Consider the following 26,262-nt stretch of genomic DNA (forward strand, 5'->3'; position numbering starts at 1 on the left):
AGAAGAAGGAAGCTTTTATGCTTCCTTTTTTTTGTTTATTTTTATCCTTATTTCATGTACAATAAAGACGAATAAATCTGTGTTGCAATAAGGAGAAAAAAATGAGTGACTCCATTTCGATTTATATTATATCGAGTTCAATGGGCATAACAGCAGAACAATTGGCGAAGGCTTCTATCGCTCAATTCGACTTGGATGAATTTAAAATTCATCGATTTACCAACATCGTTACGAAAGAAGCGGTTGATCAGGTACTTGCCGGGATCCCGCCTGAAAATAGCATGATTATTTTTACTCTGGTATTTGAAGAAGTTGCGGCCTATTTGGTTTCAGAAGCCCGACGTCATGGGATTGAGGTATTTGATGCCATGAGTCCTGTCTTGAAGGCTTTAACACGGTTGACGGGGAAACCACCCAAGCAGATTCCGGGTGCATATCGTGCGTTGAATGAGGATTATTTCGATCGGATCGATGCCATTGAATTTGCGATTCGCTGTGATGATGGCAAGGATGAGCGGGGATTTATAGACGCTGATGTCCTGCTTCTGGGTATTTCGAGAACCTCGAAAACGCCGACTAGTATGAGTTTGGCCCATCGCAACATTAAGGTAGCCAACTTACCCTTGGTACCGGAAGTGGAACCGCCTGACATTATTTTTGAGCTGGATCCCAGAAAAATAGTGGGATTGACCACGGATATGACCAAGTTAGAAGAGATACGAAACGAGCGTTTAAAGGCATTGGGACTTTCGCAAACGTCAAATTATGCTAAGGATGAACGGATTGTTACAGAAATTGAGTATTCGAACAAGATCTATGAAAAACTTGGATGCATGGTAATCAATACAGCTGAGAAGTCAGTTGAAGAAACGGCGAGTTTGATTGCGGAGCATTTGAGAAAAGAAGGATTGATCGAATAGAAAAACGTCAAAGTATACGTTTTAAGCCGAAAAAAATATTGTAAAAACGTCCAAGCAAATATTTGCATGGACGTTTTTTGAATGAAAATTCGTGGTGGAAACGTTTACGATAAGTCTACTTACATGTATTTTTGAGCAGTGGATGGAAATTATCAAGGTACTCATCTGCCAAGGCTTGAATCTCGTCACGACGATGAGCATGAGCGGGTTCATGGATGGCAATGACAGCCATGCCAGCGCGTTTTGCAGCCTGGATTCCGGCCAGGGTGTCTTCAAAGACTAGGCAGTTTTTGGGATTAACACCAAGGTCTTCTGCGACTTTTAAAAAGATAGCCGGATTCGGTTTTCCAGCTTCCACCTCGCAGGAGGTGCGCAGGCTTGAAAAATATCCGTCGATTTGATGGCGGCAAAGAACACCTTCCGCCAGTTGACGGTTGCTGCTGGTTCCGATACCCATTGGAATGTTCGAATCCGCGAGAAACCGGAGAAAAGGTAAAACACCTTCCTTTAAGGTGACGTCTTGGGTATACTTTTGGTATGACATGTCGATCCAGTCTTGTTTTATGGCTTCGACGCTGTCTTCTAATTGAAAGTGTTCCTTAAAGTAGACGGCGGTTTCTGTAAAACTCATACCATCTAATTCGCTTTGAAATTGAAGTGGAAATGCAATTTGTTTTTTTGCTAAATAATCGATATCGATTTGTTTCCATACCCACATGGAATCGATTAGGGTTCCGTCTAAATCGAAAATAACTGCGTGAAAATCATGTATATTCATAAGTGGCTCCTTTCGTATTCTTTTCCCATCATACTTGATTAGTTACTCTTTTAAAAGGATGGATTTGTCATTTAAGATGAAAGGCGGTTGATTTGATCCCGTTATTTAATTGGATTGGAGATCTGATTTTGATAGATTTTTTGCGAGAAGATTGGATAGAATATGGTATACTATAAAGAGCAAAATTAATCAGAATAGAAAGAAGCAGGTGAAGAAATGTTAAGCAGAAATTTAACAATGTTGACAGATTTTTATGAATTAACAATGGGCAATGGATATTTTGAAGAAGGCTTGCATGAGCAAGTCGTTTATTTTGATATGTTCTTTCGTTCGGTGCCGGATAAAGGTGGCTTTGCTATCATGGCTGGAGTTGAGCAGTTAATTCAGTATCTTGAAAACCTTAATTTTACCAAGGAAGACATTGAATTCTTACAAACAAAAAAGACGTTTTCTGATGGTTTTCTTGACTATCTTGCGAATTTCAAGTTCGAGTGTGATGTTTGGGCTGTACCTGAGGGAACACCGATTTTTCCCAATGAGCCAATTGTTAAGGTCAAGGGACCTTTGCTGCAAGCACAGATGATCGAAACCATGGTTTTACTGGCAATTAATCATCAATCCCTAATCGCAACTAAGGCGAATCGAATTGTTAGGGCTGCACAAGGGAAACCGGTAGTTGAATTTGGTTCTCGTCGTGCCCAGGGTCCAGACGGAGCTGTTTTAGGTGCCCGTGCGGCCTATATTGGCGGAGTTGTAGGAACAGCCTGTGTATTGGCGGATCAACTTTACGGCGTTCCATCTAGCGGTACCATGGCGCACAGTTGGGTTCAATTGTTTCAATCGGAGTATGAGGCTTTTAAGGTTTATGCGCAACATTATCCAGACAATTGCTTGCTTTTAATCGATACTTATCATGTACTGAAATCAGGCATTGAGAATGCCATTAAGGTATTTGATGATGTATTAAAACCGTTAGGAAAACGACCCGTTGGGATTCGAATCGATTCTGGCGATGTGGCTTATCTATCGAAAAAGGTGAGAGCGAGACTGGATGAGGCGGGGTATGATGACTGTAAGATCTTTGTTTCAAATTCATTAGATGAAAATATTATCTCTGATCTGGCTGTTCAAGGTGCAAAAATTGATGCATATGGTGTGGGGGAACGATTAATTACCTCTAAATCGGATCCCGTATTCGGGGGCGTATATAAGCTGGTTGCAGTAGAATCGGAAGGGGTTGTCATTCCGAAGATTAAAATTAGTGCCAATGTAGAGAAGATCACAACACCAGGTGCCAAGAAAGTTCTGCGTTTCTTTCGAAAGGAAAGCGGAAAGGCCATCGCAGATTTATTAACCTTGGAAGAGGAAATCATCGATACGAGTAAGCCATACACTCTTTTTAACCCATACTATACCTGGAAACGGTTAACCGTTGAGGATTACGAGGTCAGAGAACTCTTGGTGCCTATTTTTGAGGGTGGTAAACGGGTATACGAATCACCAAGCTTGGTAGATATTCGTTCTTATTGTATGGTAGAAACGGAAAAATTATGGGATGAGGTTCGACGATTGGAAAATCCACATCGATATTTTGTTGACTTATCGGAAGATTTGTGGCAAATTAAACATACTCTCTTAGAAGAATATTCTGAGGGTGATTATTAGGAGGGGGGAAGGAAGATGTTTGGATTCGAAATTGAATTGAGTGAGAAGCAAGTTGGGTTGGCGAAAAAAATAGCCAAGCGCTTAATCAAAGAAAAAGATGAGGAACAAATGCTGGATGAGGAAGCAATCTTCCACTTTGCATGCCTTTTTGTAACCATGATGTCGGCAAAAAATGAAATCTGGTTGGATGATGATGTAGAGTCCATCGAAAAATTGTACGAACAATTTATGAAAGACCAAAATCAGTGGTTGAACTAAGGGGAATAACGTGGGGAAAATTTTTATTACGCGACATGGTGAAACTGAATATAATTTACTGAAACGCATGCAAGGTAGCATTGACACGAAGCTATCGGAGCGGGGACTGAAACAAGCTGTTCGGTTGAGAGATCGACTGGCGGGGGAAGCCTTCGACCGCGTTTTAGCAAGTCCGATGCAGCGAGCCCGTGTAACAGCAGAAACAATTCTTGAAAATCGTCCTGAGAAACTGGAGTTCTTTGAGGAATTAAAAGAAATGGATTTTGGTTTTATGCAAGGGAAAGACTATGAGTTTTTGGGAAGAGAGTATCCTGAATTGTATCGACAGTATTGCGAATCTCCTGCGGATTTTCAGATTCCAGAGGGAGAAAGTTTTCGCGGATTTCGGAATCGGGTTGCACCGATCATGCGGGAAATTGAGTCGGTGGGAAAATCGGAGACCATGCTGATTGTTTGTCATGGCATTACGAAGCTTATCTTGGTGAATGAGCTGAAGCATATTCCCTTGGAACAGTTATGGGATACTGAGGTTGCCGGGAATACTGCCTTGACGATGTTTGAAAGCTCGCCTGATGGTTGGGTTTTGCAGTATGAGAATGATCAATCCCATTTAGACTAACGTATTGCGAAAGCAATGCGTTGAAAAGACGTATTGCGAAAGCAATGCGTTGAAAAGACGTATTGCGAAAGCAATGCGTTGAAAAGACGTATTGCGAAAGCAATGCGTTGAAAAGACGTATTGCGAAAGCAATGCGTTGAAAAGACGTATTGCGAAAGCAATGCGTTGAAAAGACGTATTGCGAAAGCAATGCGTTGAAAAGACGTATTGTCTTTTGAGACGTCGCAGAATGCTTTATTTTCTGATAGGTTCAAAGAATTAATGGATATAAAAAGCGCTGCGAATGCAGCGCTTTTTTAAACAATTTAATTATAAAACCTTTCCCTTTAAGAGGAGATCAATATACTGGTCTCTCTCAAAGGCAAAAGGATCTTGTTGATTCTTTTTCGATAATGAGCCGCGGAATGCTTCTAGGGAGCCGTATCCCTTTTGATCCATCCATTGCGTTACTTCTTCGATCAGGGTTCTCAAGACGCTAGGGGATTGCATATGCACCAGACTGACCACTTGGACAGCGCTGGCACCTGCCAATATGACTTGAATAATAGATTCGGTGGTGTGAAGTCCGCCAGTTGCGATTAGATCGCCCTTTATTGTACCATATAAGAGCCCGATGGCCTTCATGGCATGGGTGTACTCGGTACCTTGACTCAAGCGTAAAGGGAAAGTGAGAATTTCTCGGTCTATATCGATCTCTTCTTCGAAGAATCGGTTGTAGAGCACATATCCGTTTACCCCGATTTCTTCGAGACGTTGTATGAAATGCAGGGTATTGGTGTAGTAGGGACTCAGCTTTACCGAAAGTGGAATTTTGATTTCGCTACGTACTTGTTGTACGATCTGAAGCTGCTCTTGCTCAATTTTTTGAGAACTGTGGTTTGGGTTCTTTGCGGTATGATAGAGGTTCAATTCTAGTCCATCGGCACCGGCCTCTTCGATTTTTTTTGCGTAATAGATCCAAGTATCGGATGTTAGGGCATTGAGACTGGCAAAAATAGGAATTGATAGCGAAGATTTGGCTTGTTTGATAAAATGGAGATAGATCTCGGCACCGGCATAGTCTGTATTGGGATGCTGAGTGAGCATTTCGGCATGCAAATCATCAAATTCATGCATGGATTCTTGATGTTGAAATTTCTCTAATTGAATTTTTTCTTCAAAGAGAGAGGGGAGGACGACAGCGCTTGCACCTGCTGCTTCCAATTCTTTTAGTTTGGTGATTTTTCCGGTCCATGGATTTGCGCCTATAACAAATGGATTTTTTAGGGATAACCCCATTAGGGTAGTTTCAAGTTTCATATTACACCTCCGTTTGAATTTCAATATATAGATACCCAAGAACTAGAAGGGAGCACAATATGCAGAATAAAGAAAATGAAAACCAAGAGAACCATGTACCGGAACGAGTATTGATTGTCGCGGTGCAGAAGAAAGGCGAACCAACCATTGAAGCAGAATTGCGAGAATTGGAGCGACTAGTCGAAGCGGCGGGTGGAGAAACGGTTGCCGTCGCCACCCAATCTCTGGAAAAATTTCATCCTAGAACTTATGTGGGGAAAGGGAAACTTGAAGAGTTGGCAGCCCTTTGCCAGGCAGATGAAATTGATGCTGTGGTTTTTAATGATGAGTTGAGTGGTTCACAATTAAAGAACCTAGAGGATCAGTTTCAAAGAAAGATTACCGATCGAACAGCTTTGATTTTAGAAATTTTCGCCAAGCGAGCAAGTTCTTCTGAGGGTCGATTGCAGGTAGAGTTGGCACGGCTTCGATATCGATTGCCTCGACTGACCGGATTGCGATCAGATCTTTCGAGAGCTGGTGTTGGAATCAGTGGCAGAGGTCCTGGCGAGAAGCGATCGGAATTGGATAAGCGATATCTATTGAGGCGAATCGAAGAGATTGAGTCTAAGTTGAAGAAACTGGAGAAAACTCGTGAAGTGACTCGGAAACAGCGAGTGAAGTCAGAGATGCCGATCGTATTGATGGTGGGATACACCAATGCGGGAAAATCGACCTTGATGAATAATTTGGTGGAGGATGAGGACAAGGCCGTGTTCACCAAGGATATGCTCTTTGCAACGCTAGATACCGCTCTGCGTCAATGCGCTCTACCTTCGGGCCGGAATTTTTTGCTGGGTGATACTGTCGGATTTGTCAGCAAATTGCCTACAACCCTTATAGAGGCTTTTAAAGGCACCCTTGAGGAGGTTGTTGAGGCGGATTTGCTTCTTCATGTCTTGGATGGGTCAAGTGATGACATCGAGATGCAATATAAGACGACCATGTCGGTATTGGAAACCCTTGAGGTTCGGGACAAGCCCATGATTGTGGTCTACAACAAGAAAGACTTAATCAAAGGGAGCAAGGTGGTCCATATGGGCGATACCGTTTCGATCTCTGCTAAATCGGGAGAGGGTGTCGATAAGCTTCTTGAAAAGTTGGAAGCTATGATCTATGAACCCCTGCAAGAAAAGGAATTGTTGCTTCCGATGAGTGCAGGTGCATTGATTAATCAATTGCATCAAGAAAAAAGAATTCTAGATACTCGCTATGAAGCAGAAGGAATTTATGTACGAGCCATGTGGAAAAAAGAAGAGCTAGAACGCTGGTCCTAGGCGGTTTACAGGGAATAAAAAAATGTTTCAAAATAATCCTTGACTAGTTATGCATATTTTTGTATAATCATACCAAGACAAAGGCGAAGAACGAAAGAAAATTCTTGTGGGTATCTGTAGCGAACCGGGATTGGTGAAAGCCGGTGATAGAAGCAGGATGACGAGCTTTCAGGAGCTGTCGATTCAACCCAGATGGGTCAAAATCGAACGACACCGCACGTTAAGCGGCACGCAGTCAGCGTGATAAGTGAGCAGATTCTTTATGCTAATTAGGGTGGTACCGCGAAACCTTTCGTCCCTTTCAAGACGAGAGGTTTTTTTTGTACCCAAAATTCGAGGAGGAAACAAAATGAAAAAGGTAGCTTTATTTTTAGCAATTTTAATGGTGGCAATGGCATTCGCGGGATGTGGTGCAGAGGCAGAAACAAGCAAGGTGGCAGCAATTAAAGAAGCAGGCCAGTTGGTACTGGGAACTTCAGCAGATTACCCGCCATACGAATTCCACAAAATGGTTGAAGGCGAAGACAAAATCGTTGGATTTGATATCATGATCGCACAAAAAATCGCCGATGAAATGGGCGTTGAATTGGTAATCAAGGATATGGCATTTGATGGATTGATCGCGGCGCTTCAAGGCGGTAAGGTTGATATGGTTATTGCTGGAATGTCCGCAAAACCAGAACGTGAAGAAGTGGTTGATTTCACCAATGAGTATTATTTTGAAACGCAAACAATTTTAGTAAAAGCAGATAAGGTAGACACTTATAATTCTATTGAAGCCTTTGAAGGCGTTAAGATCGGTGCACAAACTGCAACTGTTCAAGAAGGTTTAGCACAAGATTTGTTGCCGAACAGTCCATTAACATCACTTCAAGATATCACAGCTTTGATCTTGGAATTGAAAACGGGGAAAATCGAGGGATTGATCTTGGTTGCACCGGTTGCAAAAGCCTATATCACACAGAATCCTGAGCTTGCTATGAGTATCGATTTAGATCAAGCGAAAGGCGTTTCCATTGCAGTTGAAGAAGGCAGCGACTTAGTAGACCCAGTGAATGAAATTCTTGCGGATATTATGGGAGACGGAACCTTGGATCAATACGTTATGGATGCAACATTGATGGTTGACTAGGAAGGATTGAGATCGTATGGTCTATTGGAAATTACTGACAGAATATCAGCATTATTATTTGCAAGGCATTGGATATACCCTATTTCTATCGTTTTTTTCGGTAATTTTGGGTTTGACGCTTGGAGTGATTATGGCTCTGGGAAAGATGTCTAAAAGCAAAATCTTAAACACCTTGGCCAAAGGTTATATCGAAATTATTCGAGGAACACCGCTTTTGGTTCAAGTTTTTATCATCTATTACAATGGTGTCATAGAGATGGGTCCTATTGTTGCTGGAATTATCGCCTTATCCCTCAATAGTTCTGCCTATACTGCAGAAATTGTTCGAGCGGGGATCCAGGCGGTCGACAAGGGCCAGATGGAGGCATCACGGTCTTTGGGCATGACATCCGGTATGGCAATGAAAGAAGTAATCTTGCCGCAGGCGATCAAGAATATCTTGCCAGCTTTGGGCAATGAGTTCATTGTTGTAATCAAGGAATCTGCAGTTATTTCTATTATCGGTGTTGGTGAATTGATGCGACAAACCAATATTGTGCGGGGAATTACCTTCCGACAGATTGAACCATTGATCTTGGTTGCAGCAATCTATTTTGTTTTGACCTTTAGTCTTGCCAAGCTATTGGGGAGATTTGAAAGGAGGTTGAAGGAAAGTGATTAAAACGGTGAATGTAACAAAAAACTTTGGTGACTTGGAAGTGTTGAAAGGAATTACAGAAACGGTTTCTCTTAGTGAAGTTGTAGCAGTCATTGGACCATCGGGTTCCGGGAAGAGTACTTTTTTACGATGTTTAAATCAATTGGAAGAGCCGACATCTGGTCAAGTCTATCTTGAGGATGTGCAGCTGAATGATCCTACGACTGATATTAATTTTCAACGAACGAAAATGGGCATGGTATTTCAGCATTTCAATTTATTTCCTCATAAGACGATTTTAGAGAATATTACGCTGTCGCCGATCAAGGTGAAGAAGGAAGATCCGAAGGTGGCGAATGCTCGTGCTTTAAAATTACTGGAACGCATTGGTCTTTCTGATAAAGCCAATGCATATCCCAAGCAATTGTCAGGCGGACAGAAGCAAAGGGTGGCCATTGTGCGTGCCTTGGCTATGCAACCGGAGGTTATGCTTTTTGATGAACCCACCTCTGCATTAGACCCGGAAATGGTTGGCGAGGTTTTGGATTTGATGAAGAGCCTGGCCAAAGAAGGTATGACCATGGTTGTTGTCACCCATGAGATGGGATTTGCTCGTGAAGTAGCAGACCGTGTTCTTTTCATGGATGAAGGTCTTGTGGTGGAAGAAGGAGATCCGAATGCGATCTTCGATGCTCCACAAGAAAAAAGAACCCAAGAATTTTTGGCGAAAGTGCTATAAATCGAGAGACGCGGAAGCGTCTCTTTTTTTTACGGGTGATGAGCCTAGTGTCAAGAAAAAGGGAAAGAAGCGAAATTAAATTTAAATAAACGTTGACTAAATATACGAAACTATGTATAATTATACTATCATTAAAACCAAAAGCAAATTCAAAGGCAAAGATCGAAAGAAAATTCTTGTGGGTGTCCATAGCGAACCGGGTAGAGTGTAAGCCGGTGGCAGAAACAAGATGACGAGCTTTCGGGAGCTGTCGATTCAACCCAGCTGGGTCAAAATCGGACGAAACCGCACGTTAAGCGGCACGCAATCAGCGTGATGAGTGAGCAAATATTTATGCTAATTAGGGTGGTACCGCGAAATCTTTCGTCCCTTTCAGACGAGAGATTTTTTTGTACCCAGAATTCGAGGAGGAAACAAAATGAAAAAGGTAGCTGTATTTTTAGCAATTTTAATGGTGGCAATGGCATTCGCAGGATGTGGGGTAGAGGCAGAAACAAGCAAGGTGGATCAAATCAAGGAAGCAGGTCAATTGGTATTGGGTACATCGGCAGATTATCCACCCTATGAATTTCATAAGATGATTAATGGAGAAGATCAAATTGTGGGATTTGATATTATGATTGCACAAAAAATTGCTGAAGAATTGGGAGTTGAATTAGTTATTAAAGATATGGCCTTTGACGGACTGATTGCAGCCTTGCAGGGTGGCAAAGTGGATATTATTGTTGCAGGCATGTCCGATACACCGGAGCGTGCGGAAGTAGTAGATTTCAGTCAACAGTACTATTATGAGAAACAAACATTGCTGATTAAAAAAGAAATGATGGAAACCTACACCGATATTGCATCATTGGATGACGCCAAAATCGGTGTTCAAACCTCTTCGATTCAAGAAGGGCTAGCTCAAGAGACATTGACAAATAGTATGCTAACCTCATTGCCGGATATTGGGGCTTTGGTATTGGAGTTGAAGACTGGTAAGGTTGAGGGTGTGGTGTTGGTAAAACCTGTCGCAAATGGTTATATTGCGCAGAATCCTGAATTATCGCTTTCCACAATCGATTTTGGTCAGAGTGATGGCGCATCGGCAGCTGTACAAAAAGGAAGCGATTTAGTTGTACCTGTGAATAAGGTATTGGGTGAAATTATTGAAAGTGGAGAATTAGAGCAATTTGTATTCGAAGCAACCATGATGCTTGAGTAACGAGATCTGGGTGTAATAAATTTGTTTAACGAGGAGACGTGAAAGCGTCTCTTTTTTTGTTAAAAGAACGGTTGGGGGGTATAGTTTTAAAAGGAGGAAATGTGATGAGAGAAACGAATCGTTCAATTATGCCAGAATTTTTAACGCGTTATTCCACCCGTGCTTTTACTAACCGTCAGCCGACAAGAGAAAGCGTGTTGGGAATATTAGAAGCTGCCCGTTTTGCTCCCTCAAGCGGAAATGAACAACCTTGGAGGTTTGTGATCGGTTGGAAGAAAACGGAGATACATCATCAAATTTTTTCAACACTAACAGAGAAGAACCAAACTTGGAACGAGGGAACCTCTACTTTTTTGGTGTTGATTGCCAAGCAGAGCTTTACTAGAATTGATAAAGAAAATCATTGGGCTAACTTTGATCTGGGTTCAGCTTGGGGGTTTATGCAGATCCAAGCGGAACATGATGGAATCGCTACTCACGCGATGGCTGGTTTTGATGGAGAGGCCTTGTCGCGGATTCTTGGTCTATCGGATGAGTTTAAACCCGTTGTGGTTGTGGCCTTGGGATATTACGGTGATCCTGCCAACCTGTCGGAAAAGGATCAGCTTCGTCATGGTCCAAGAGAACGTCGGTCTGTGGAAGCGTCTATTTTGGCAGAATAAGACTGTACGAGAATGCTTCCCTCTGCTACAATAAGAGAGAAGATTTTTTAGGAGGATGAATATGAATACACCAGTTGTACAAATTAAAATGCAAAACGGCGGATTGATCGAAGTTGAACTGAGCCCTCGCGTTGCACCTAATACAGTGAATAACTTCCTGTCTCTTGTAAAAAAGGGATTCTATGATGGATTGATTTTTCATCGTGTAATTTCTGGATTTATGATTCAGGGTGGTTGCCCGGACGGAACAGGAATGGGTGGTCCTGGATATGGAATCAAAGGCGAGTTTTCGTCTAATGGTGTTACGAATCAAATGAAGCATGATCGTGGCGTACTTTCCATGGCACGCTCAATGCAACCTGATTCAGCTGGATCTCAGTTTTTTATTATGCATCAGAATTCTCCGCATCTGGATGGAAGCTATGCAGCCTTCGGTCGTGTGACCAAGGGAATTGAAGTCGTAGATGAAATTGCAGCTACAAAAAAAGGCATGCAAGATCGTCCGAAAACACCTCAAGTCATTGAATCTATGACGGTTGTAACTGATTTTGATGAGTATCAAGAACCGGAAACCCTATAAACCTAATGTTACAAAATCATGACAAATGAAAAAAAGTCTTGATAAAACCGAATTTGTCCTGTAGGATGATGTCAGGTTACAGAAACGAAACAATTGATTAACAAATTTTCGAAAGGAGGACAAAGCTATGATGACAACAACCAAGCAACATACAATTAGCAGTAACTTAAAAATGGATTGGAATGAACCACAGGATACCTGTGTTCAAAAGTCAAATAATAGGATTGTCCTTCAGGAGAGCGTACGATAAAATAGTTCGTAAGCTGAAACCATAGGGCGATCTGCTCTATGGTTTTTTTGCGGCCTACGATTGGTAATTATTGGTAAATTTTACCGAAATGCCCCGCAGGGAAACCTGCGGGATTTTTTTATGCAAAAAAGGGGGGAACACCATGGAATTTTATAAACAATTACGTCAACACATTCGCGGTTCGGAACGTACCTTCCTGATCGCTATTGGATCGGTTTTGATTGCCAGTTATCTTGCAACGTTGAGTCCATTAATTATTCAATTTGCCATTGATCAATTATTAACAGGAAAGCCTCTAGTACAAGATCATTGGCTGAGTCAACTACTGATGCAAGGAATGGCGGGACGAACCGCAAACCAGGGACTGCTTTTGATGGGTCTTGCATTGACAATTGTGATGGCAGGTCGTGGAATCTTTGATTTCTTTAAGGGGCGCAACGTGGCTTTGGCATCTGAAACTACGGTGGAACGCATTCGCGACAAACTGTATACCCATCTTCAGCACTTGTTTTTTGAAGATTTGGGGGATGCAAAGAGTGGCGAATGGATTCAACGATGTTCGTCAGACGTGGAAACCGTTAGAAAATTTTTGGCTAACCAATTGACTGAAATCATTCGTGCAGTCGCTTTATTTGGATTTACCTTATGGATGATGCTGCAAATTGATTGGCGCATGACGATTTTATCTACCTTCTTGATTCCGCCAATATTCGGATTTGCCTTTTTCTTTTTCAGGAAGGTTCAAAAGCTCTTTCTGGATATGGATGAGACGGAAGGCGAACTTTCGGCATTGCTTCAGGAAAATCTGACGGGGGTTCGGGTGGTTCGTGCTTTTGGCAGAGAAGGAACAGAAGCAGCTAAGTTTGATAAGAAAAGTCAGGAGTATCGAGACAAGACCATGTCCTTGGTCAAGGCAATTGCGATCTATTGGGGCAGCTCGGATTTTTTGGCCATGATGCAGCGCACCTTGGTGATTTTAGTCGGTACAGTTTGGGCCGTGCAAGGTCGGGTGAGTTTGGGAACTGTAGTTGCTTTTTTCACCTATATCAATATGATTCTCTGGCCGATTCGTCAAATGGGTCGAATTTTGACAGACCTTAGCAAATGCAAGGTTTCTCTGGGTCGAATCGAAGAGCTGCTAGCGTTACCAACTGAAGACTTTGATGAAAGCAAGTCGATGGAAACCATCTCGGGTCGTGTAGAACTGAGAAATCTCACCTTTGCTTATCCAGGTGAAAAACCGATTTTGAAAGACTTGAACCTGATTATTGAGAAGGGCGAAACCATTGGAATTGTAGGTCCTACCGGGTCTGGTAAAAGTACCCTTGCACACTTGATTGCGGGTTTGATTCCAGTCAATAAGGATCAGATTTTGATCGATGACAAAGATATTGGCAGCTTTCCAGCCAAGGCCCTCAGAAGGCAAATTGGGATTGTAATGCAGGAACCATTTCTTTTCGCTAGAAATATTCGAAAAAATATTGCAATCAAGGATGAGACTGTTAGTGATCATGATGTAATCGGAGCGACTGAGACAGCCTCCTTGCATCAGACGATTCTGGGCTTTGACGCAGGCTATGAGACAGAAATTGGAGAGCGCGGCGTGTCTTTATCAGGCGGACAGAAACAGAGGATGGCAATTGCCCGCACGATTATCGACGAGGTGCCCATTGTGGTCTTTGATGATTCATTAAGTGCTGTGGATGCAGGAACGGATATTGAAATTCGGAATCGATTGAAGGCGAGAAAGCATCAGGCGACTACCTTGATTATTGCCCATCGCTTGAACAGTGTTATGCACGCAGATCGCATCCTGGTCTTGCGGGATGGCAGAATCGAAGCCATTGGAAGCCATGAAGAACTGTTGAAAGACAAGGGATATTATCGACGTCTTTGGGAAATACAACGTGGAGATTGGAAGGAGGAGAATCGCTGTGGATAAAAAACAAAAAAGTCAATGGACTGTCATTAAAGAATTAGCACAATTTTTTAAACCCCATCGCAAGCAAGTGATTCAACTTACCTTGTTGATGATCTTTGTGGGTATGATGGATGCCATCTCGCCTTATTTTTCTAAATATGCGATTGACACCTATATTGAAACGGGTAGCCTGGATCACTATGGCATCTTTGCAGGTATCTATTTGGCTCAGGTTATCTTCTTGAGCATCAGTGTATATGGGTTGATTTATCTGGCCGATTCCATTGGAACCAAGGTTAGCTACGATGTGAGGAAACGGGGATTCGAAAATCTGCAGGAGTTGTCTTTCTCTTATTATGACAAGACCCCTGTGGGATGGATTATGGCAAGGATGACATCGGATATCGGAAAGATTACGGAAGGTATATCTTGGGCATTGGTTGATATGGTATGGGGAATCACCATGATCATTGGCATTCTTGGTATTATGCTGGTGACCAATTGGCGGCTAACTATGATCATGATCGTATTAATGCCGATTCTGATGGTCGTGAGTTATTTTTTCCAAAATCGGATCCTCAAGCAACAGCGGAAAGTGCGAAAGATGAATTCTCGGATTACCGGTGCATTCAGCGAAGGAATCATGGGAGCAAGAACCACCAAAAGCTTGGTTCGAGAAGAGAAAAATATTGAAGAGTTTGAAGATCTTGCAGGCAATATGCGGGGTGCAGCAGTTCGTTCAGCCACCTTCTCTGCCGCCTATATTCCCATTGTATTTTTAATCAATGTAGTGGGGCAGGCTCTTATCCTCATCCGGGGAGGCACGGGGGTTCTTAACGGCAGCATTAGCTATGGCACCTTGGTTGCCTTTATCTCATACGCAGTCTTGATGTTCGAACCAGTACACCACTTTGCTGTGGTTATGGCCCAGTTTCAGGCCACTCGGGCTTCAGCGGAAAGAGTTATGTCTCTTTTGGAAGAAAAACCGGATGTACGAGATTTGGAAGCTGTGGTTGACGAATACGGTACAGCCTTAGCGCCAAAACGTGAGAACTGGCCGTCTTTGTCGGGTGCTATTTCCTTTGACGATGTGTCTTTTGCCTATAATGCCAAAGAACCTGTATTGGATCATTTCACCTTGGATGTTAAGCAAGGTGAAACCATAGCACTGGTAGGCGAAACGGGATCTGGAAAAAGTACCATTGTGAATCTTGCCTGTCGTTTCTATGAACCGACTGAGGGCGAGATTCGGATTGACGGGGTCAACATTCAAGAGCGGTCGCAATTGTGGCTACATGATTCCCTCGGTTATGTCTTGCAGCAGCCCATGCTCTTTAGCGGGAGTATTCGGGAGAATATTCATTACGGCCGAGAAGATGCTACGGAAGAGGAAATTGTAGAGGCGGCAAAACAGGTACATGCCCATGACTTTATCCAACGCCTACCGGATGGTTACAACACCGAGGTTGGAGAAGGGGGCGCTAAGCTCTCTACGGGACAAAAGCAACTCATATCGTTTGCCCGTGCGATTCTGAAGAATCCAAAGATCTTTATACTGGATGAGGCAACCTCGTCAATCGACTTGGAAACCGAGGTTCAGATCCAAAGAGCAACTCAAGCCATCTTGGCTGGAAGAACCAGTTTTATCATCGCCCATCGATTATCGACCATCGTTCACGCAGATAAAATCTTGGTATTAAAGGATGGTCGCATTGCTGAAGCGGGTAATCACAATAGCCTGATGAAGGCAAAAGGAATTTATTATGGCTTGTATCGAAGTCAATTCGACGCGGCATAGCCATGATTGATGTTGGCGGCAGGAAATGCTTGCATATCCTGAGCCAAGCATCAATTAGGGCAAGGATCGAAAGATCCTTAAAGAAAACCCAAGGAGGAACCATTGCCTAAAATGGTTCACGAAATCAAGAAGTAGGGAGTGTAACCATTCCCTGGAACAAGCGTCGGTGCTTGCGAGGATCATATGGTTTATATGATCCTAAAGGAAAACCAAGGAGGGGCCATTGCTTTAGATGGTCCACGAGGAACCATTGGTTTAAATGGTTCACGAAACCCAAGGAGGGATCATTGATTTAGATGGTCCACGAGGAACCATTGGTTTAAATGGTTCACGAACTTCAATGTGTATGTACATGTTTGCATCTTTTGCAAACAGCATAAATAAATGGTAAAACGGATCAACTGATCCTAAAAATAGAAAAGGAGGAAGATGATGATTATGATTATCAGCAAAACAAAAACCGAATTGAGAGTGAAGGACGACCACGAGTTACGAAAACGGAGACGAAAAAACAGGAGGTAGTAGACATGAGACGTTTTAAATTTTTCCATTTCCCAGTTGAGCTGATGCATTTTAATTTTATGCGACGCGGTGACGGGATGGAGCTCTACAGAAGAATAGAGCGACTGTAACCCAAATAATGAGGAGGAAAGCAAATGATGACAGATCGGCATATAGACCGGCGAAAAGCTTGGAGAGAGGATCGATTTGTCCGGAAACGGAAAGGAGTAACAAATGAAACGACTATTTACATGGATTTATTCGAGCCAACTAGGCTTCTGGAATTTTGAGAAGAAGGTTGACGGAATGGATCTTTACCGTTCGATTGAACGGATTTCATAGACAAGAGGAGAAGGCTGAGGCCTTCTCCTCTTTCAATTTATTTGCCGAGTATTAGATTTAAATCCAAGAGTTGTTGCTGCAATTCTAGAAGACGGGAATGAATGGCTTCATAGTCTTTTTTTACAGTCTTGTCATCCAACATTTGACGTGTTTTCTGGATGAGGGATTCGAATTGTGCGTGTACCTCGTATAATTCTTTTTCCAGGATCTCTCGTTTTCGAACGGGATCTAACCATCGTCCTTCTGTGGATTCTGCACCCTCGGCTAATGTTGTTTCATAACCTAGATCGGGAATGCAAACTTCCCATTTAAGATCTTTTTCGATGGCTTCTTTCAAGGCATTTGCTTGCATGGCTTCTCCATGAACAACAAATACACGCTGCGGTTTTTTTCTGAATCCACGCAACCAGTTTAATAGAGTGGGTTGATCTGCGTGACCCGAAAACCCGTCGATAGAATGGATCTGCGCTTGGACCTTGATGCTCTCTCCAAGGATGCTGACAACGGACTGTCCTTCTTTTAATTTCCGACCCAGGGTGCCTTCCGCTTGATAGCCGACAAAAATTACGCTGTTTTTTGCTTTCCAAAGAGTATGCTTTAAATGGTGACGTATGCGACCTGCGGAACACATACCAGAAGCTGAAATAATCACCTTTGGAAATTCCTGGGTGTTCAGCCGCTGGGACTCTGCCTGATCTCTCACATAGAAGAGGTTTTCAAATTGGAATGGATCATCGCCGCTTAAAATTAACTGACGGGTCTCTTCATTAAAACATGAGGCATTTTGCGCATAAATTTCCGTAGCCGATACCGCCATAGGGCTATCCACATAGATCGGGATTTTCATAAAATTTTCCATATTCCCATTTTCATAGTATTGATTTAGGGTGTAGATTAGTTCTTGCGTCCTGCTAACCGCAAAGGACGGAATAACTACCGTGCCCCCCTTGCTGACGGTGTCATTGATTATTTGAATCAAGCGCTTTGAGGCGTCCTCGATAGGTGGGTGGGTGGTATGGCCGTAGGTGGATTCGACGATAATATAATCGGCTTCCTCAATCTTGTCATAATGCCGCAAAAGCGGCCGGTTGGGCATACCTAAGTCTCCTGAAAAAGCTAACTTGGTGGTGTGTCCTTTTTCCGTTACCCAAAGTTCTACAACAGAGGAACCCAGGATATGGCCTGCATCCATAAAGCGTAGGGAGACTTCGTCGTCAACTTCAATTTTTTGCTCGTAGAGAAAGCCTTCAAAATGGCGAAGACTCTGTTCTGCGTCAGTTGTGGTGTATAGAGGTTCTCGCTTCGGCTTTCCGGCTCTTGCGCGTTTTTGGTTTTCCCATTGAATGTCGGCTTCTTGTATATGTGCACTGTCTAAGAGCATAAGCTTGGATAAGTCGTAGGTTGCCTTGGTCGTTAGAATGCGACCAGCAAATCCGTCCTTGATTAGCTTTGGGATTCGTCCGCTGTGATCGATATGAGCATGTGTTAAAACGAGATAATCAATGGTAGACGGATCGAAGGAGAACGCTCTTTCATTTAAGCGTTCCAATTCAGGACTGCCTTGAAACATCCCACAGTCTATGAGTATCTTTTTTGTTTCTGTTGTCAATAGATACATGGATCCTGTTACGACTTGCGAAGCACCTAAAAATTGTAGTTTCATAGGTCCACCTCCTTTGTACTTATATGATATCCAAATCTTGCTATTTATAAACGAAAGACTCAGCCAGGTCCGACTCCTTGGAGTCAGACTCAACTGAGTCTTTCGTTTTATTGAAATAATCTTTAGATTCATGTATAGCTATGGAATTAACGCTAGCTGAAACAAATGAATTACACATAAATCGATTTATTAAAGCATATTCGTTTCAGTGGATTTTAGTCGTATTTCCAACCAGCCGGGATCTGATTTTTCAGATGGTCGCCGGTTTGTTTGGCCCAGCCTACAGGGTGGTCATCTATGGTGATGAGGGTCCATCCCTTGTTGGGCGATCCTTGCATGATGGTATCTCCTCGAAGATATTTGAGGGACTCCGGCTTTGTGACTTCAAAGTCAACGGTTCGTTTTACCTGACTCTTGGAAAGACTCATAGCCAGGGCTTGACTGGGTTGGAATCGATTCTTTTTCATTTCGCCCAGGTAAAGACCGGGAGATGGGGAGCGAAGACCCGTTTTCGCCGCAAAAGGCAATTCTTTCGGGCAGAGATAGAGCTTGTCCTTTTTTTGATGAAAAATCCCGGTTAGGTGGGTCTGCAAGTTTTCTTCCTGCCAGATTTGAAATAATTCAGGCGGTGCAATTTCCCCTTGGAGTTGTCGAGGCTGTTTTTGTACGGGCCTTTGATCCTTTAATCTTGCAATAAAGTGACCGTAGCCCTTGATGCGATGAGGCCAAGCACGTCTCGCGCCGGATAGGCTTTTATCTCCCTGAATCCAGGTGGGATCGCTGGGGGAAAGTTCGGGGAATTCAATCAGTGGATCCACGACCATGTAGGGATAGTGATCTAAAATCCATTGGATGGTGCCTTCGTTTTCTTCTGGTGAAAAGGTGCAAGTTGAATAAACGAGAATGCCACCAGGTGCCAGCATCTTGATTGCATCGACAAGAATTTCCCGCTGCAGCCTTGCACATTCGTTCACATAATCCGGTGACCATTGCTGGATGGATCGAGGATTTCTTGAGAACATGCCTTCACCGGAGCAGGGGGCATCCACCAGAACACGATCGAATTGACCAGTAAATACAGTGGCCAATCGTTCTGGTGCTTCGTGGGTTACAAAGGTATTGGTGATCCCGAAGGCTTGTACCTTTTGAATCAAGGGAGCCAGACGTTTGGGGCTGACATCGTTGGCAATCAACAAGCCGCTGTTTGCCAATTTTCCTGCAATCTGGGTAGTCTTTCCGCCCGGTGCCGCACAGAGGTCCAGCACCCATTGGCCGGGTTCGACTTGAAGTGCTTCGGCTGGAATCATTGCAGAGGGCTCTTGCACGTAGCAAAGTCCCGCATGATAGTAGGGATGTTTGGTAACCCTTGATTTCTCCTCGTGCAAAAAAAATCCATCGCGGCACCAGGGGATTGAGCTTTCTTTGGCAGCAACGACAGCGAGAAAGTCGTGACGATTAATTTTGATCGGATTGGTACGAATCCCGATGGGGGATTCATCTTGAAGATGGGAAAAGAAGCGATCTGATTCTTCTCCAAGTATGTTTTGTATCTTATTTGTAAATTCGATTGGCAAATTCATAAGAGCCTCCTAATGAAAACATCCCTCAAATATTATATAATGTAAGGGAATTCGTCAAGGGGATGGAAAAAAATGATTGGAACCGGTGTAGATATCATAGAATTGAAACGGATTAAGCGAATGGTAGACCGTCATAAGAATCTCGACAGAATCTATACAAACCTGGAGCTGACGTATATAATGGGAAAGGGAAACCGTATTGAAACCTATGCGGGAATTTTTGCCGCTAAAGAAGCGGTGGTAAAAGCTTTGGGTACCGGTTTTCGGGGAATTGAGTGGACCGAAATTGAGATTGATCACGACGAGGCAGGAAAACCTATTGCTTTGACTCATGGAAAGGCAGCGAAACATGTCGCCGAAGAGGGAATACGCGGAATATCGATTTCAATCAGCCATGACCGCATTCAGGCCATTGCCTTTGCAGTGGTATGGACGGAAGAGGACAACGAGGGAGAGCTGAAAGATGGAAAATATATGGAGAACTTGGGCAGAAATTGATTTGGATGCCCTTCAACATAACGTGAAAGAAATTCGAAAACAGATAGGAAAATCGACACGGCTGCTTGCCGTGATTAAGGCGGATGCTTACGGCCATGGTGCCGTTGGAATTGTGCAAGAATTGCTCAATTGCGGTGTTACAGATTTCGCTGTCGCCAGTGTAAATGAAGCGGTTCAGTTGCGTCAGGCAGGCATTCAAGGAAATCTTTTGATCCTTGGCTATACCCCAGATGAAAACTTGTTTCAGGTTGTGATGGCTGGGGTGCAGCAAACGGTATATTCTCTCAGTCAGGCAAAACGATTGCAAGAGATTGCTGTGGCAAAGGGACGGACCATCGGTATTCATCTGAAGGTGGATACAGGCATGCATCGTTTGGGATTCGCGGACAACGAGGAATCAGCTGATGCAATCGATATCATCTCGCAGATGTCGAACCTCTCAATTGAAGGGATCTTCAGTCATTTTGCAGGTGCGGATCAAGAAGATTTAAGAGGAGCAAAAAAACAATTAAATCGATTCCAGCAGTTTTTAAAGCGATTGGATGAAAAAGAAATAGCTATTCCTTTGCGTCATATGGCCAATAGCGGCGCCATTGTTACCATGAAGGAAGCGGAGTACGATATGGTACGGCCAGGGCTCTTGCTCTTTGGACATTTTCCTTCTGAAGTCTGCCGCTTGCCGGGCTTGAATTTGAGACCCGTTATGACGGTAAAGTCTCGGATTGCACATCTACAAATTGTAGAAACAGGGGAAGGTGTGAGTTACGGTCCTTCCTATCGAGCAGAATCGCCGGTTCGCATTGCAACAGTTCCCATTGGTTATGCGGATGGTTTTTCAAGGATTTTAAGCAACAAGCCCTTGGGGCTCATGATCCACGGTGAGATTGCACCCCTGGTAGGGAATATCTGCATGGACTATTGTATGGTTGACGTTAGCCAGATTGCTGAGGCAGCTGTTGGCGACGAGGTGATTATCTATGGAAAAGAGCACCCCGTAGAGCAATTTGCGGAGGCCATGGGTACGATTAATTATGAAGTATTGTGCCTTTTGCACAAGCGAATCCCCCGGGTTTATATCAAATCGGGAGAGACAATAGAAATCCAGGATTCATTATTGGGTGAATAGGAGGACATGGATGTCGGAAGAAAGAAGAGAATTGGCAATCCGAATCGCGGAACATCTAGCAGAACAATTGCAGGAAGTTTGCGATTGTGACGCGTGCTCCGTATCTAATTTGATCGAGGATGCGATCTGTTTGTATTTGAAGGATCGAAGGCGAAGACAAATCAGTCAGTCCCTAATGGTGGGATATCAATCCATGAATGAAGTTAATATGGAATTAGCAGAAGAAGGGGTCAACTCCGATCAAGAAATGTTTGACCTTTATGAGACACAATTGGAGTGTGATGATGAAGACACAGATTCTTAGAGGTGACATTTATTTCGCAGACCTTAGCCCCGTTGTTGGATCGGAACAAGGAGGCTCACGACCTGTCTTGATATTGCAAAATGATGTCGGGAATAAATTTTCCACCACAACCATAGTCGCGGCGATTACGTCGCGAATCGAAAAAGCCAAACTGCCGACACATATTGCAATACCAGGCAAGCCATTTGGCTTACATAAGGATTCGGTTATTTTATTGGAACAAATCCGCACCATCGATAAGCGCCGATTGATACGAAAAATTGGGGTTTTAGGCTCGCCAGAAATGGCACGGGTGGATGAAGCAGTGAAAATTAGTTTGGATTTAGTCTAGCGGGCTGCGATGCAGCCCTTTTTTACGGAGAAGGAGAATACCATGGACATTAAGAAGAATCGAGGCATAGCACTGCTTCTCATAGGATTGATGATTAGCGCCGTTGCCTTGGCCGTGGCGGGTATGGGACGCATAAAGTTGGAAGCAGAACATAAAACCATCAGCTTGGCTTTGGATTATGAAGAAATGGAGAAGATGGCCGATCAATCTGAGGATGATTTGATCACGATTCTGACTGCATTTCGAGAGATGGATGCGAGTTACGTCGGAATCGAAGAAGAAAGCTTGCGAGACTATTTAGGCGCCAACCCTGCCTTGCAGGGCCAGATTGCCCAAGGCTTTTTTGGAAACGATGGACCAGTCGGTGAGATACCGATAGAATTAATTCTTGCCTATGAAGCAGGTCAGGTTCATCCTTATGATTATGTGATAACCATTACGGATCCAATGTTTGCGGGTGATTTTTCTGAACGTGTTTTGGCACGGTTTCACGAATCTGACCTGCAGTCTTTTTGGTCGGATCAAACTGAGTATTTAGTCATTTCTGGATCCCGAGAACTGGGAATTTTTGAACAGAGTGACTTGCTGATTGATGGCCAAGGGCGTAAATACTTTGGACAAACACCGATTATTGGATCACGAATCGAAGATATTGGATTTGGTTTTGATCCCAAGGCGATGGAGAAGATTGAGCTGGCTGGCTTGCAGGCCATGCCTAAAGTACGTAACAATCCCTTGAACCCAGAGATGGCTGTTGCGGCTTTGCAAAGTGAGTTTGACCGATATGGACTTGGAAATTCACCCCTGCTCTTGACCCAGGAAACGCCGGGTTATCCCACAGATGTGGTTGGATTTTCCAACGTGATGGAGGAGAGGAATTTTACCCTCGCCTTAATTGAATCTGGAACGCAACGGGAGCATATTGTTCAAAAGGGGATGTTTACACTTTTGGATGAAGCCGAAAACAAAGCGGTTCGCCTTTTCTCCGTTTGGCCATATATTCAAGAGCGCTATCAGTATTACAATTACCAAGGCGGCCAGGAAATCGGCAATGCTCTTTACCGCGCGGCAACCGAACGAAATATTCGAATCCTCTACTTTAAACCATTCAAGTGGGCAAAGGAAAATTATGTAACAGATTTAGAGGAGTATCGCCCCATATTTGCGGATTTAACAAATCGATTGGGATGGCATAATCTGGCATGGGGTAATGAACCTAGCACCTTCCCAAATCGTCAATTATCCATGGGCATCCTGTTTCTTTTGGGGATGGGTCCAGTCTTAGTGGCCATCTTGATTTTACGCAAGCTTTTTTACTTATCTGAAAAGAAACTGATGCTGCTTGCTTTGGGACTTCTGATGATTATGGCGGCTGGCTTGGCGGTTAAAAGGGATTTAATGCAAAGTTTGCTAGCCTTTGGTGCCTCCTTTACCTATTCAAGCTTGGCGGGGATCTGGATGATGGATCGCTTAGAACGAGCTGGGAACAGCTTGGATTCGAGGATAAGCCTTTGTTTGTGGGAAGGTGCTAAGGCCTTGATTCAATCCGTGGCCATAGCCATGATGGGCGGTCTCTATGTGGGAACTATTTTAAGCGATACGACCTATTTCTTGGAATTGTCAATCTTCCGTGGGGTAAAGGCAAGCTTAGTCTTGCCACTCTTTGTAGTGGCTCTCTATGGCCTTAGGGTATGGGGATATCGACGGGAAACGAAAGAGCGAGGTTTGATTTCGGATCTGGAACGATTGAGCAAAGAACCACTTCGCATTGGTCACTTGCTTGTTGCTGGTGCTTTTCTTGCCATGGCTTACGTGTATTTGGCACGATCGGGTCACGAGACCAGTTTGCAGCCTTTGAATATTGAGATGCTCATGCGCAATGGCTTGGAGAACTTGATTCCAGCTCGACCCAGAACAAAAGAAATATTGATGGCTTTTCCAGCTGTGATCCTTTCTTTTTCCTTGGTTAAAAACGGGCTAAAATGGCTGGGAATTTCTTTAGGTATGCTTGCGACCATCGGATTGATATCTGTCACAAATACCTTTAGCCATTTGCGAACACCCATGATTTTATCCATAGAAAGAACGGGGTATTCCTTGAGTTTTGGTCTTGTGATTGGTTGCATTGGCACCTGGATTATACTGACTGCTATCCAAATGATTCGACATAGGAGACGCGCATGAAGAAGATATTCATCTGTGGATATTATGGATTTGATAATCTAGGAGATGAGGCGATTCTACGGTCTTTGATCGAAGGAATTCGCCGGCAGGCACCGGAGGCAGAACTGACGGTTTTGTCCGCAACACGCCATCAAACAGAAGAGGAATATGGGGTGAAAGCAATTAGTCGGAATGATTATCGCGCTTTGGTTCACGCCATGAAAACCCAAGATGTGATTGTTTTTGGAGGTGGTAGTCTTCTGCAGGATGTTACCAGCAGCCGATCTATTCTTTACTATTTAGGATTGATGTTTTTGGCGAAAATGCATGGTAAGCCATTGATGATGGTTGCCCAAGGCATCGGACCGATCCGAAAGTCCGTCTTTCGTAAAATGACGCATTGGATCTTTCGAACGGCGAAACATATTAGTGTGCGGGACCATATCTCTTTGGAGGAGCTAGCAAAGATGGGTATTGATCGCAATCGGATTGTTTTAACTACGGATCCAGTGTGGGGATTTGATGCCATTCCAGTGATTAAAAACTTAGGGAACAATCATGTAAGAATAGAGCAACCATTGACCAAGGGGGGAGAGAGGAGTATTGTACTTTCTTTGCGGCCTTGGGGGAATTCTGAGGAGATGGAAAAGAAATGGATCGAGCTTGTGAATCGCTTGCAAGGCGACCTACAAGTTCGTGTTGAACTATTGTCCTTTCATCAAGCGCAAGACGCTCCACTGGCTAAAAAGATCGCAGGACAGACTGGATGTGAATGGATGGCACATACCCCTAGCGTGGAGACTGTTTTAGAGCGGATTGGGGCAGCGGATTTATTGATTGGTGTTCGACTGCATTCCCTGATCTTTTCAGCAATTATGGCAACGCCTATGATTGGATTGTCTTATGATCCCAAGGTAGATGCTTTTATGGAATCTATGAAGGGTGGACCGGTCTATGCCGTGGAAAGTTTTTCGGTAGACGAGGTGGTTGAATTGGCTCGTCAGCGGATGGACGATCAAGCTTTTCATCTGAAGCTTAAAAAACAAAGTGAAAAACTATGTGCCCAGGCAAAAGCCGATCAAAAAATGATTATACAGGAGTTATTGCATGAATAAATCGTATCAAGCCGTTCGTATTTTAGGAACGCGCGTGCAGAATACAAGTGAAAAAGAAACGCTGGATGTATTGGAGTCGGCTTTAGTTGAAAAACGACAAATGGCGATCTTTACACCCAATACCGAGATGATTATGGCAGCTTGGAAGGATCAAGCATTTCGCGACATCTTGAACCGAGCAGAGTGGGTAATTCCAGATGGAATTGGTTTGATCCATGCTGCGCGCATTCAGAAAAAACCCATTGAAAATCGAGTAACAGGATTTGATACTTCTGTTTCTTTATTGGAGATGGCAGCTCGCCTAGACAAGAGTGTTTTCTTCTTGGGTGGTGCTGTTGGCGTTGCGGAACAAGCTGCGGAAGAGATGCAAAAAAGCTTGCCAACTTTGAGAATCGCGGGTACCCACCATGGCTATTTCCCCGGTCTTCATATTGGAAAGGGTGGTAGTCCAGAAGAAAATCAGGTAATTGAGATGATTAATGCTTCCGGTGCAGAAATTCTCTTTGTGGGATTTGGCATGAAGAAGCAGGAACGATGGATTGACACCTACCGAAATCGTTTAAATCCAACGATTTTGATTGGAAATGGAGGAACCCTAGATGGATTGGCCGGGCTGGTTCAGCGGGCGCCAGAGATTTATCAACGTCTGGGTTTGGAATGGTTGTATCGTCTTGCCAAACAGCCGAGCCGCATTGGCCGGCAATTGGTTTTGCCTCATTTCCTTTGGTTGGCACTAGTTAAGCCAGGCATGGTAGAAATCGAAAAAAGCTAAAATATGGAAAAAATGGATGTCTCACCCGAAGATTATGGGTAGAGACATTTTTTTTGCGTATAATTGTAATAGGAGTTGTGGTATGAAAA

At 43.6% G+C, this 26,262-nt stretch carries 25 protein-coding genes and 2 other annotated features; of the genes, 21 read left to right on the plus strand and 4 right to left on the minus strand.

The window, feature by feature from the left end:
* Positions 1 to 101 precede the first annotated feature (101 nt).
* Positions 102 to 920, plus strand: a complete 819-nt coding sequence (locus tag AC25CA_RS06685) for a pyruvate, water dikinase regulatory protein (protein ID WP_486816280.1) — start codon at positions 102 to 104, stop codon at positions 918 to 920.
* Positions 921 to 1,035: 115 nt separating this feature from the next.
* Here the strand turns inward: AC25CA_RS06685 and AC25CA_RS06690 are convergent, their stop codons facing one another.
* Positions 1,036 to 1,698, minus strand: coding sequence for an HAD family hydrolase (locus AC25CA_RS06690; protein WP_486816281.1), 663 nt, complete (start codon positions 1,696 to 1,698; stop codon positions 1,036 to 1,038).
* Positions 1,699 to 1,914: 216 nt separating this feature from the next.
* Between AC25CA_RS06690 and AC25CA_RS06695 the strand changes: the two genes are divergently transcribed.
* Genes AC25CA_RS06695 through AC25CA_RS06705 form a run of 3 tightly spaced genes read left to right on the plus strand, consistent with a single transcriptional unit; the run spans position 1,915 to position 4,240 of the window.
* Positions 1,915 to 3,363, plus strand: coding sequence for a nicotinate phosphoribosyltransferase (locus AC25CA_RS06695; protein WP_486816282.1), 1,449 nt, complete (start codon positions 1,915 to 1,917; stop codon positions 3,361 to 3,363).
* 15 nt (positions 3,364 to 3,378) lie between these two features.
* Complete coding sequence (locus AC25CA_RS06700; protein ID WP_486816283.1) at positions 3,379 to 3,621, plus strand: hypothetical protein; 243 nt, start codon at positions 3,379 to 3,381, stop codon at positions 3,619 to 3,621.
* A gap of 10 nt (positions 3,622 to 3,631) precedes the next feature.
* Positions 3,632 to 4,240: a histidine phosphatase family protein gene (locus AC25CA_RS06705; RefSeq protein WP_486816284.1), complete on the plus strand. Its 609-nt coding sequence runs from the start codon at positions 3,632 to 3,634 to the stop codon at positions 4,238 to 4,240.
* A gap of 309 nt (positions 4,241 to 4,549) precedes the next feature.
* Here the strand turns inward: AC25CA_RS06705 and AC25CA_RS06710 are convergent, their stop codons facing one another.
* Positions 4,550 to 5,539 (minus strand): dihydroorotate dehydrogenase-like protein, encoded by a 990-nt coding sequence (locus tag AC25CA_RS06710; protein WP_486816285.1) that lies wholly within the window; start codon positions 5,537 to 5,539, stop codon positions 4,550 to 4,552.
* 59 nt (positions 5,540 to 5,598) lie between these two features.
* Between AC25CA_RS06710 and hflX the strand changes: the two genes are divergently transcribed.
* The 10 genes from hflX (at position 5,599) to AC25CA_RS06760 (ending at position 15,778) form a co-directional block, all read left to right on the plus strand.
* Positions 5,599 to 6,855 carry a GTPase HflX gene (gene hflX / locus AC25CA_RS06715; RefSeq protein WP_486816286.1) on the plus strand — a complete coding sequence of 419 codons (1,257 nt, stop codon included), beginning with the start codon at positions 5,599 to 5,601 and terminating at the stop codon, positions 6,853 to 6,855.
* A 77-nt stretch (positions 6,856 to 6,932) separates the two neighbouring features.
* Positions 6,933 to 7,158 (plus strand) — a binding site (T-box leader).
* A gap of 46 nt (positions 7,159 to 7,204) precedes the next feature.
* Positions 7,205 to 7,987, plus strand: a complete 783-nt coding sequence (locus tag AC25CA_RS06720; protein ID WP_486816287.1) for a transporter substrate-binding domain-containing protein — start codon at positions 7,205 to 7,207, stop codon at positions 7,985 to 7,987.
* A 16-nt stretch (positions 7,988 to 8,003) separates the two neighbouring features.
* A complete protein-coding gene (locus tag AC25CA_RS06725) occupies positions 8,004 to 8,648 on the plus strand; it encodes an amino acid ABC transporter permease (RefSeq protein WP_486816288.1) in 645 nt (214 codons plus the stop codon).
* The gene (locus tag AC25CA_RS06730; RefSeq protein WP_486816289.1) at positions 8,641 to 9,363 is read left to right on the plus strand and encodes an amino acid ABC transporter ATP-binding protein; all 723 of its coding nucleotides are present in this window, start codon (positions 8,641 to 8,643) and stop codon (positions 9,361 to 9,363) included. Before AC25CA_RS06725 ends, AC25CA_RS06730 begins: the two co-directional genes overlap by 8 nt.
* 149 nt (positions 9,364 to 9,512) lie before the next feature.
* Positions 9,513 to 9,737: a binding site (T-box leader), on the plus strand.
* Between the two features lie 44 nt (positions 9,738 to 9,781).
* The gene (locus AC25CA_RS06735) at positions 9,782 to 10,567 is read left to right on the plus strand and encodes a transporter substrate-binding domain-containing protein (RefSeq protein WP_486816290.1); all 786 of its coding nucleotides are present in this window, start codon (positions 9,782 to 9,784) and stop codon (positions 10,565 to 10,567) included.
* 104 nt (positions 10,568 to 10,671) lie between these two features.
* Positions 10,672 to 11,229 (plus strand): nitroreductase family protein, encoded by a 558-nt coding sequence (locus AC25CA_RS06740; protein WP_486816291.1) that lies wholly within the window; start codon positions 10,672 to 10,674, stop codon positions 11,227 to 11,229.
* Between the two features lie 61 nt (positions 11,230 to 11,290).
* Positions 11,291 to 11,809, plus strand: coding sequence for a peptidylprolyl isomerase (locus tag AC25CA_RS06745; RefSeq protein ID WP_486816292.1), 519 nt, complete (start codon positions 11,291 to 11,293; stop codon positions 11,807 to 11,809).
* Between the two features lie 127 nt (positions 11,810 to 11,936).
* Positions 11,937 to 12,059 carry a hypothetical protein gene (locus AC25CA_RS06750; protein WP_486816293.1) on the plus strand — a complete coding sequence of 41 codons (123 nt, stop codon included), beginning with the start codon at positions 11,937 to 11,939 and terminating at the stop codon, positions 12,057 to 12,059.
* A gap of 142 nt (positions 12,060 to 12,201) precedes the next feature.
* Entirely contained in the window at positions 12,202 to 14,001 is a 1,800-nt protein-coding gene (locus tag AC25CA_RS06755) for an ABC transporter ATP-binding protein (protein WP_486816294.1), read from the plus strand.
* Complete coding sequence (locus AC25CA_RS06760; RefSeq protein ID WP_486816295.1) at positions 13,994 to 15,778, plus strand: ABC transporter ATP-binding protein; 1,785 nt, start codon at positions 13,994 to 13,996, stop codon at positions 15,776 to 15,778. Before AC25CA_RS06755 ends, AC25CA_RS06760 begins: the two co-directional genes overlap by 8 nt.
* A gap of 880 nt (positions 15,779 to 16,658) precedes the next feature.
* Here AC25CA_RS06760 and AC25CA_RS06765 read toward each other — a convergent pair.
* Complete coding sequence (locus AC25CA_RS06765; protein WP_486816296.1) at positions 16,659 to 18,284, minus strand: MBL fold metallo-hydrolase RNA specificity domain-containing protein; 1,626 nt, start codon at positions 18,282 to 18,284, stop codon at positions 16,659 to 16,661.
* 215 nt (positions 18,285 to 18,499) lie between these two features.
* A complete protein-coding gene (locus AC25CA_RS06770; RefSeq protein ID WP_486816297.1) occupies positions 18,500 to 19,864 on the minus strand; it encodes an RsmB/NOP family class I SAM-dependent RNA methyltransferase in 1,365 nt (454 codons plus the stop codon).
* 72 nt (positions 19,865 to 19,936) lie between these two features.
* On the opposite strand from AC25CA_RS06770, the gene acpS reads away from it, so the two are divergent.
* The 7 genes from acpS to AC25CA_RS06805 are packed head-to-tail and all read left to right on the plus strand — an operon-like array spanning position 19,937 to position 26,173.
* Positions 19,937 to 20,362 carry a holo-ACP synthase gene (gene acpS, locus AC25CA_RS06775; protein ID WP_486816298.1) on the plus strand — a complete coding sequence of 142 codons (426 nt, stop codon included), beginning with the start codon at positions 19,937 to 19,939 and terminating at the stop codon, positions 20,360 to 20,362.
* Positions 20,328 to 21,488: an alanine racemase gene (alr, locus tag AC25CA_RS06780; protein WP_486816299.1), complete on the plus strand. Its 1,161-nt coding sequence runs from the start codon at positions 20,328 to 20,330 to the stop codon at positions 21,486 to 21,488. The genes acpS and alr overlap by 35 nt, the downstream gene beginning before the upstream one ends.
* Positions 21,489 to 21,498: 10 nt before the next feature.
* Positions 21,499 to 21,792 carry a hypothetical protein gene (locus AC25CA_RS06785; RefSeq protein WP_486816300.1) on the plus strand — a complete coding sequence of 98 codons (294 nt, stop codon included), beginning with the start codon at positions 21,499 to 21,501 and terminating at the stop codon, positions 21,790 to 21,792.
* Complete coding sequence (locus tag AC25CA_RS06790; RefSeq protein ID WP_486816301.1) at positions 21,770 to 22,123, plus strand: type II toxin-antitoxin system PemK/MazF family toxin; 354 nt, start codon at positions 21,770 to 21,772, stop codon at positions 22,121 to 22,123. Before AC25CA_RS06785 ends, AC25CA_RS06790 begins: the two co-directional genes overlap by 23 nt.
* A gap of 42 nt (positions 22,124 to 22,165) precedes the next feature.
* Positions 22,166 to 24,307 carry a DUF5693 family protein gene (locus AC25CA_RS06795; protein WP_486816302.1) on the plus strand — a complete coding sequence of 714 codons (2,142 nt, stop codon included), beginning with the start codon at positions 22,166 to 22,168 and terminating at the stop codon, positions 24,305 to 24,307.
* Positions 24,304 to 25,401, plus strand: a complete 1,098-nt coding sequence (gene csaB / locus AC25CA_RS06800; protein WP_486816303.1) for a polysaccharide pyruvyl transferase CsaB — start codon at positions 24,304 to 24,306, stop codon at positions 25,399 to 25,401. The genes AC25CA_RS06795 and csaB overlap by 4 nt, the downstream gene beginning before the upstream one ends.
* A complete protein-coding gene (locus AC25CA_RS06805; RefSeq protein ID WP_486816304.1) occupies positions 25,394 to 26,173 on the plus strand; it encodes a WecB/TagA/CpsF family glycosyltransferase in 780 nt (259 codons plus the stop codon). Before csaB ends, AC25CA_RS06805 begins: the two co-directional genes overlap by 8 nt.
* Positions 26,174 to 26,262: the final 89 nt, after the last annotated feature.

It is taken from the genome of Gottschalkiaceae bacterium SANA (assembly GCA_036323355.1).
In the GTDB taxonomy this organism is placed as follows: domain Bacteria; phylum Bacillota; class Clostridia; order Tissierellales; family GPF-1; genus GPF-1.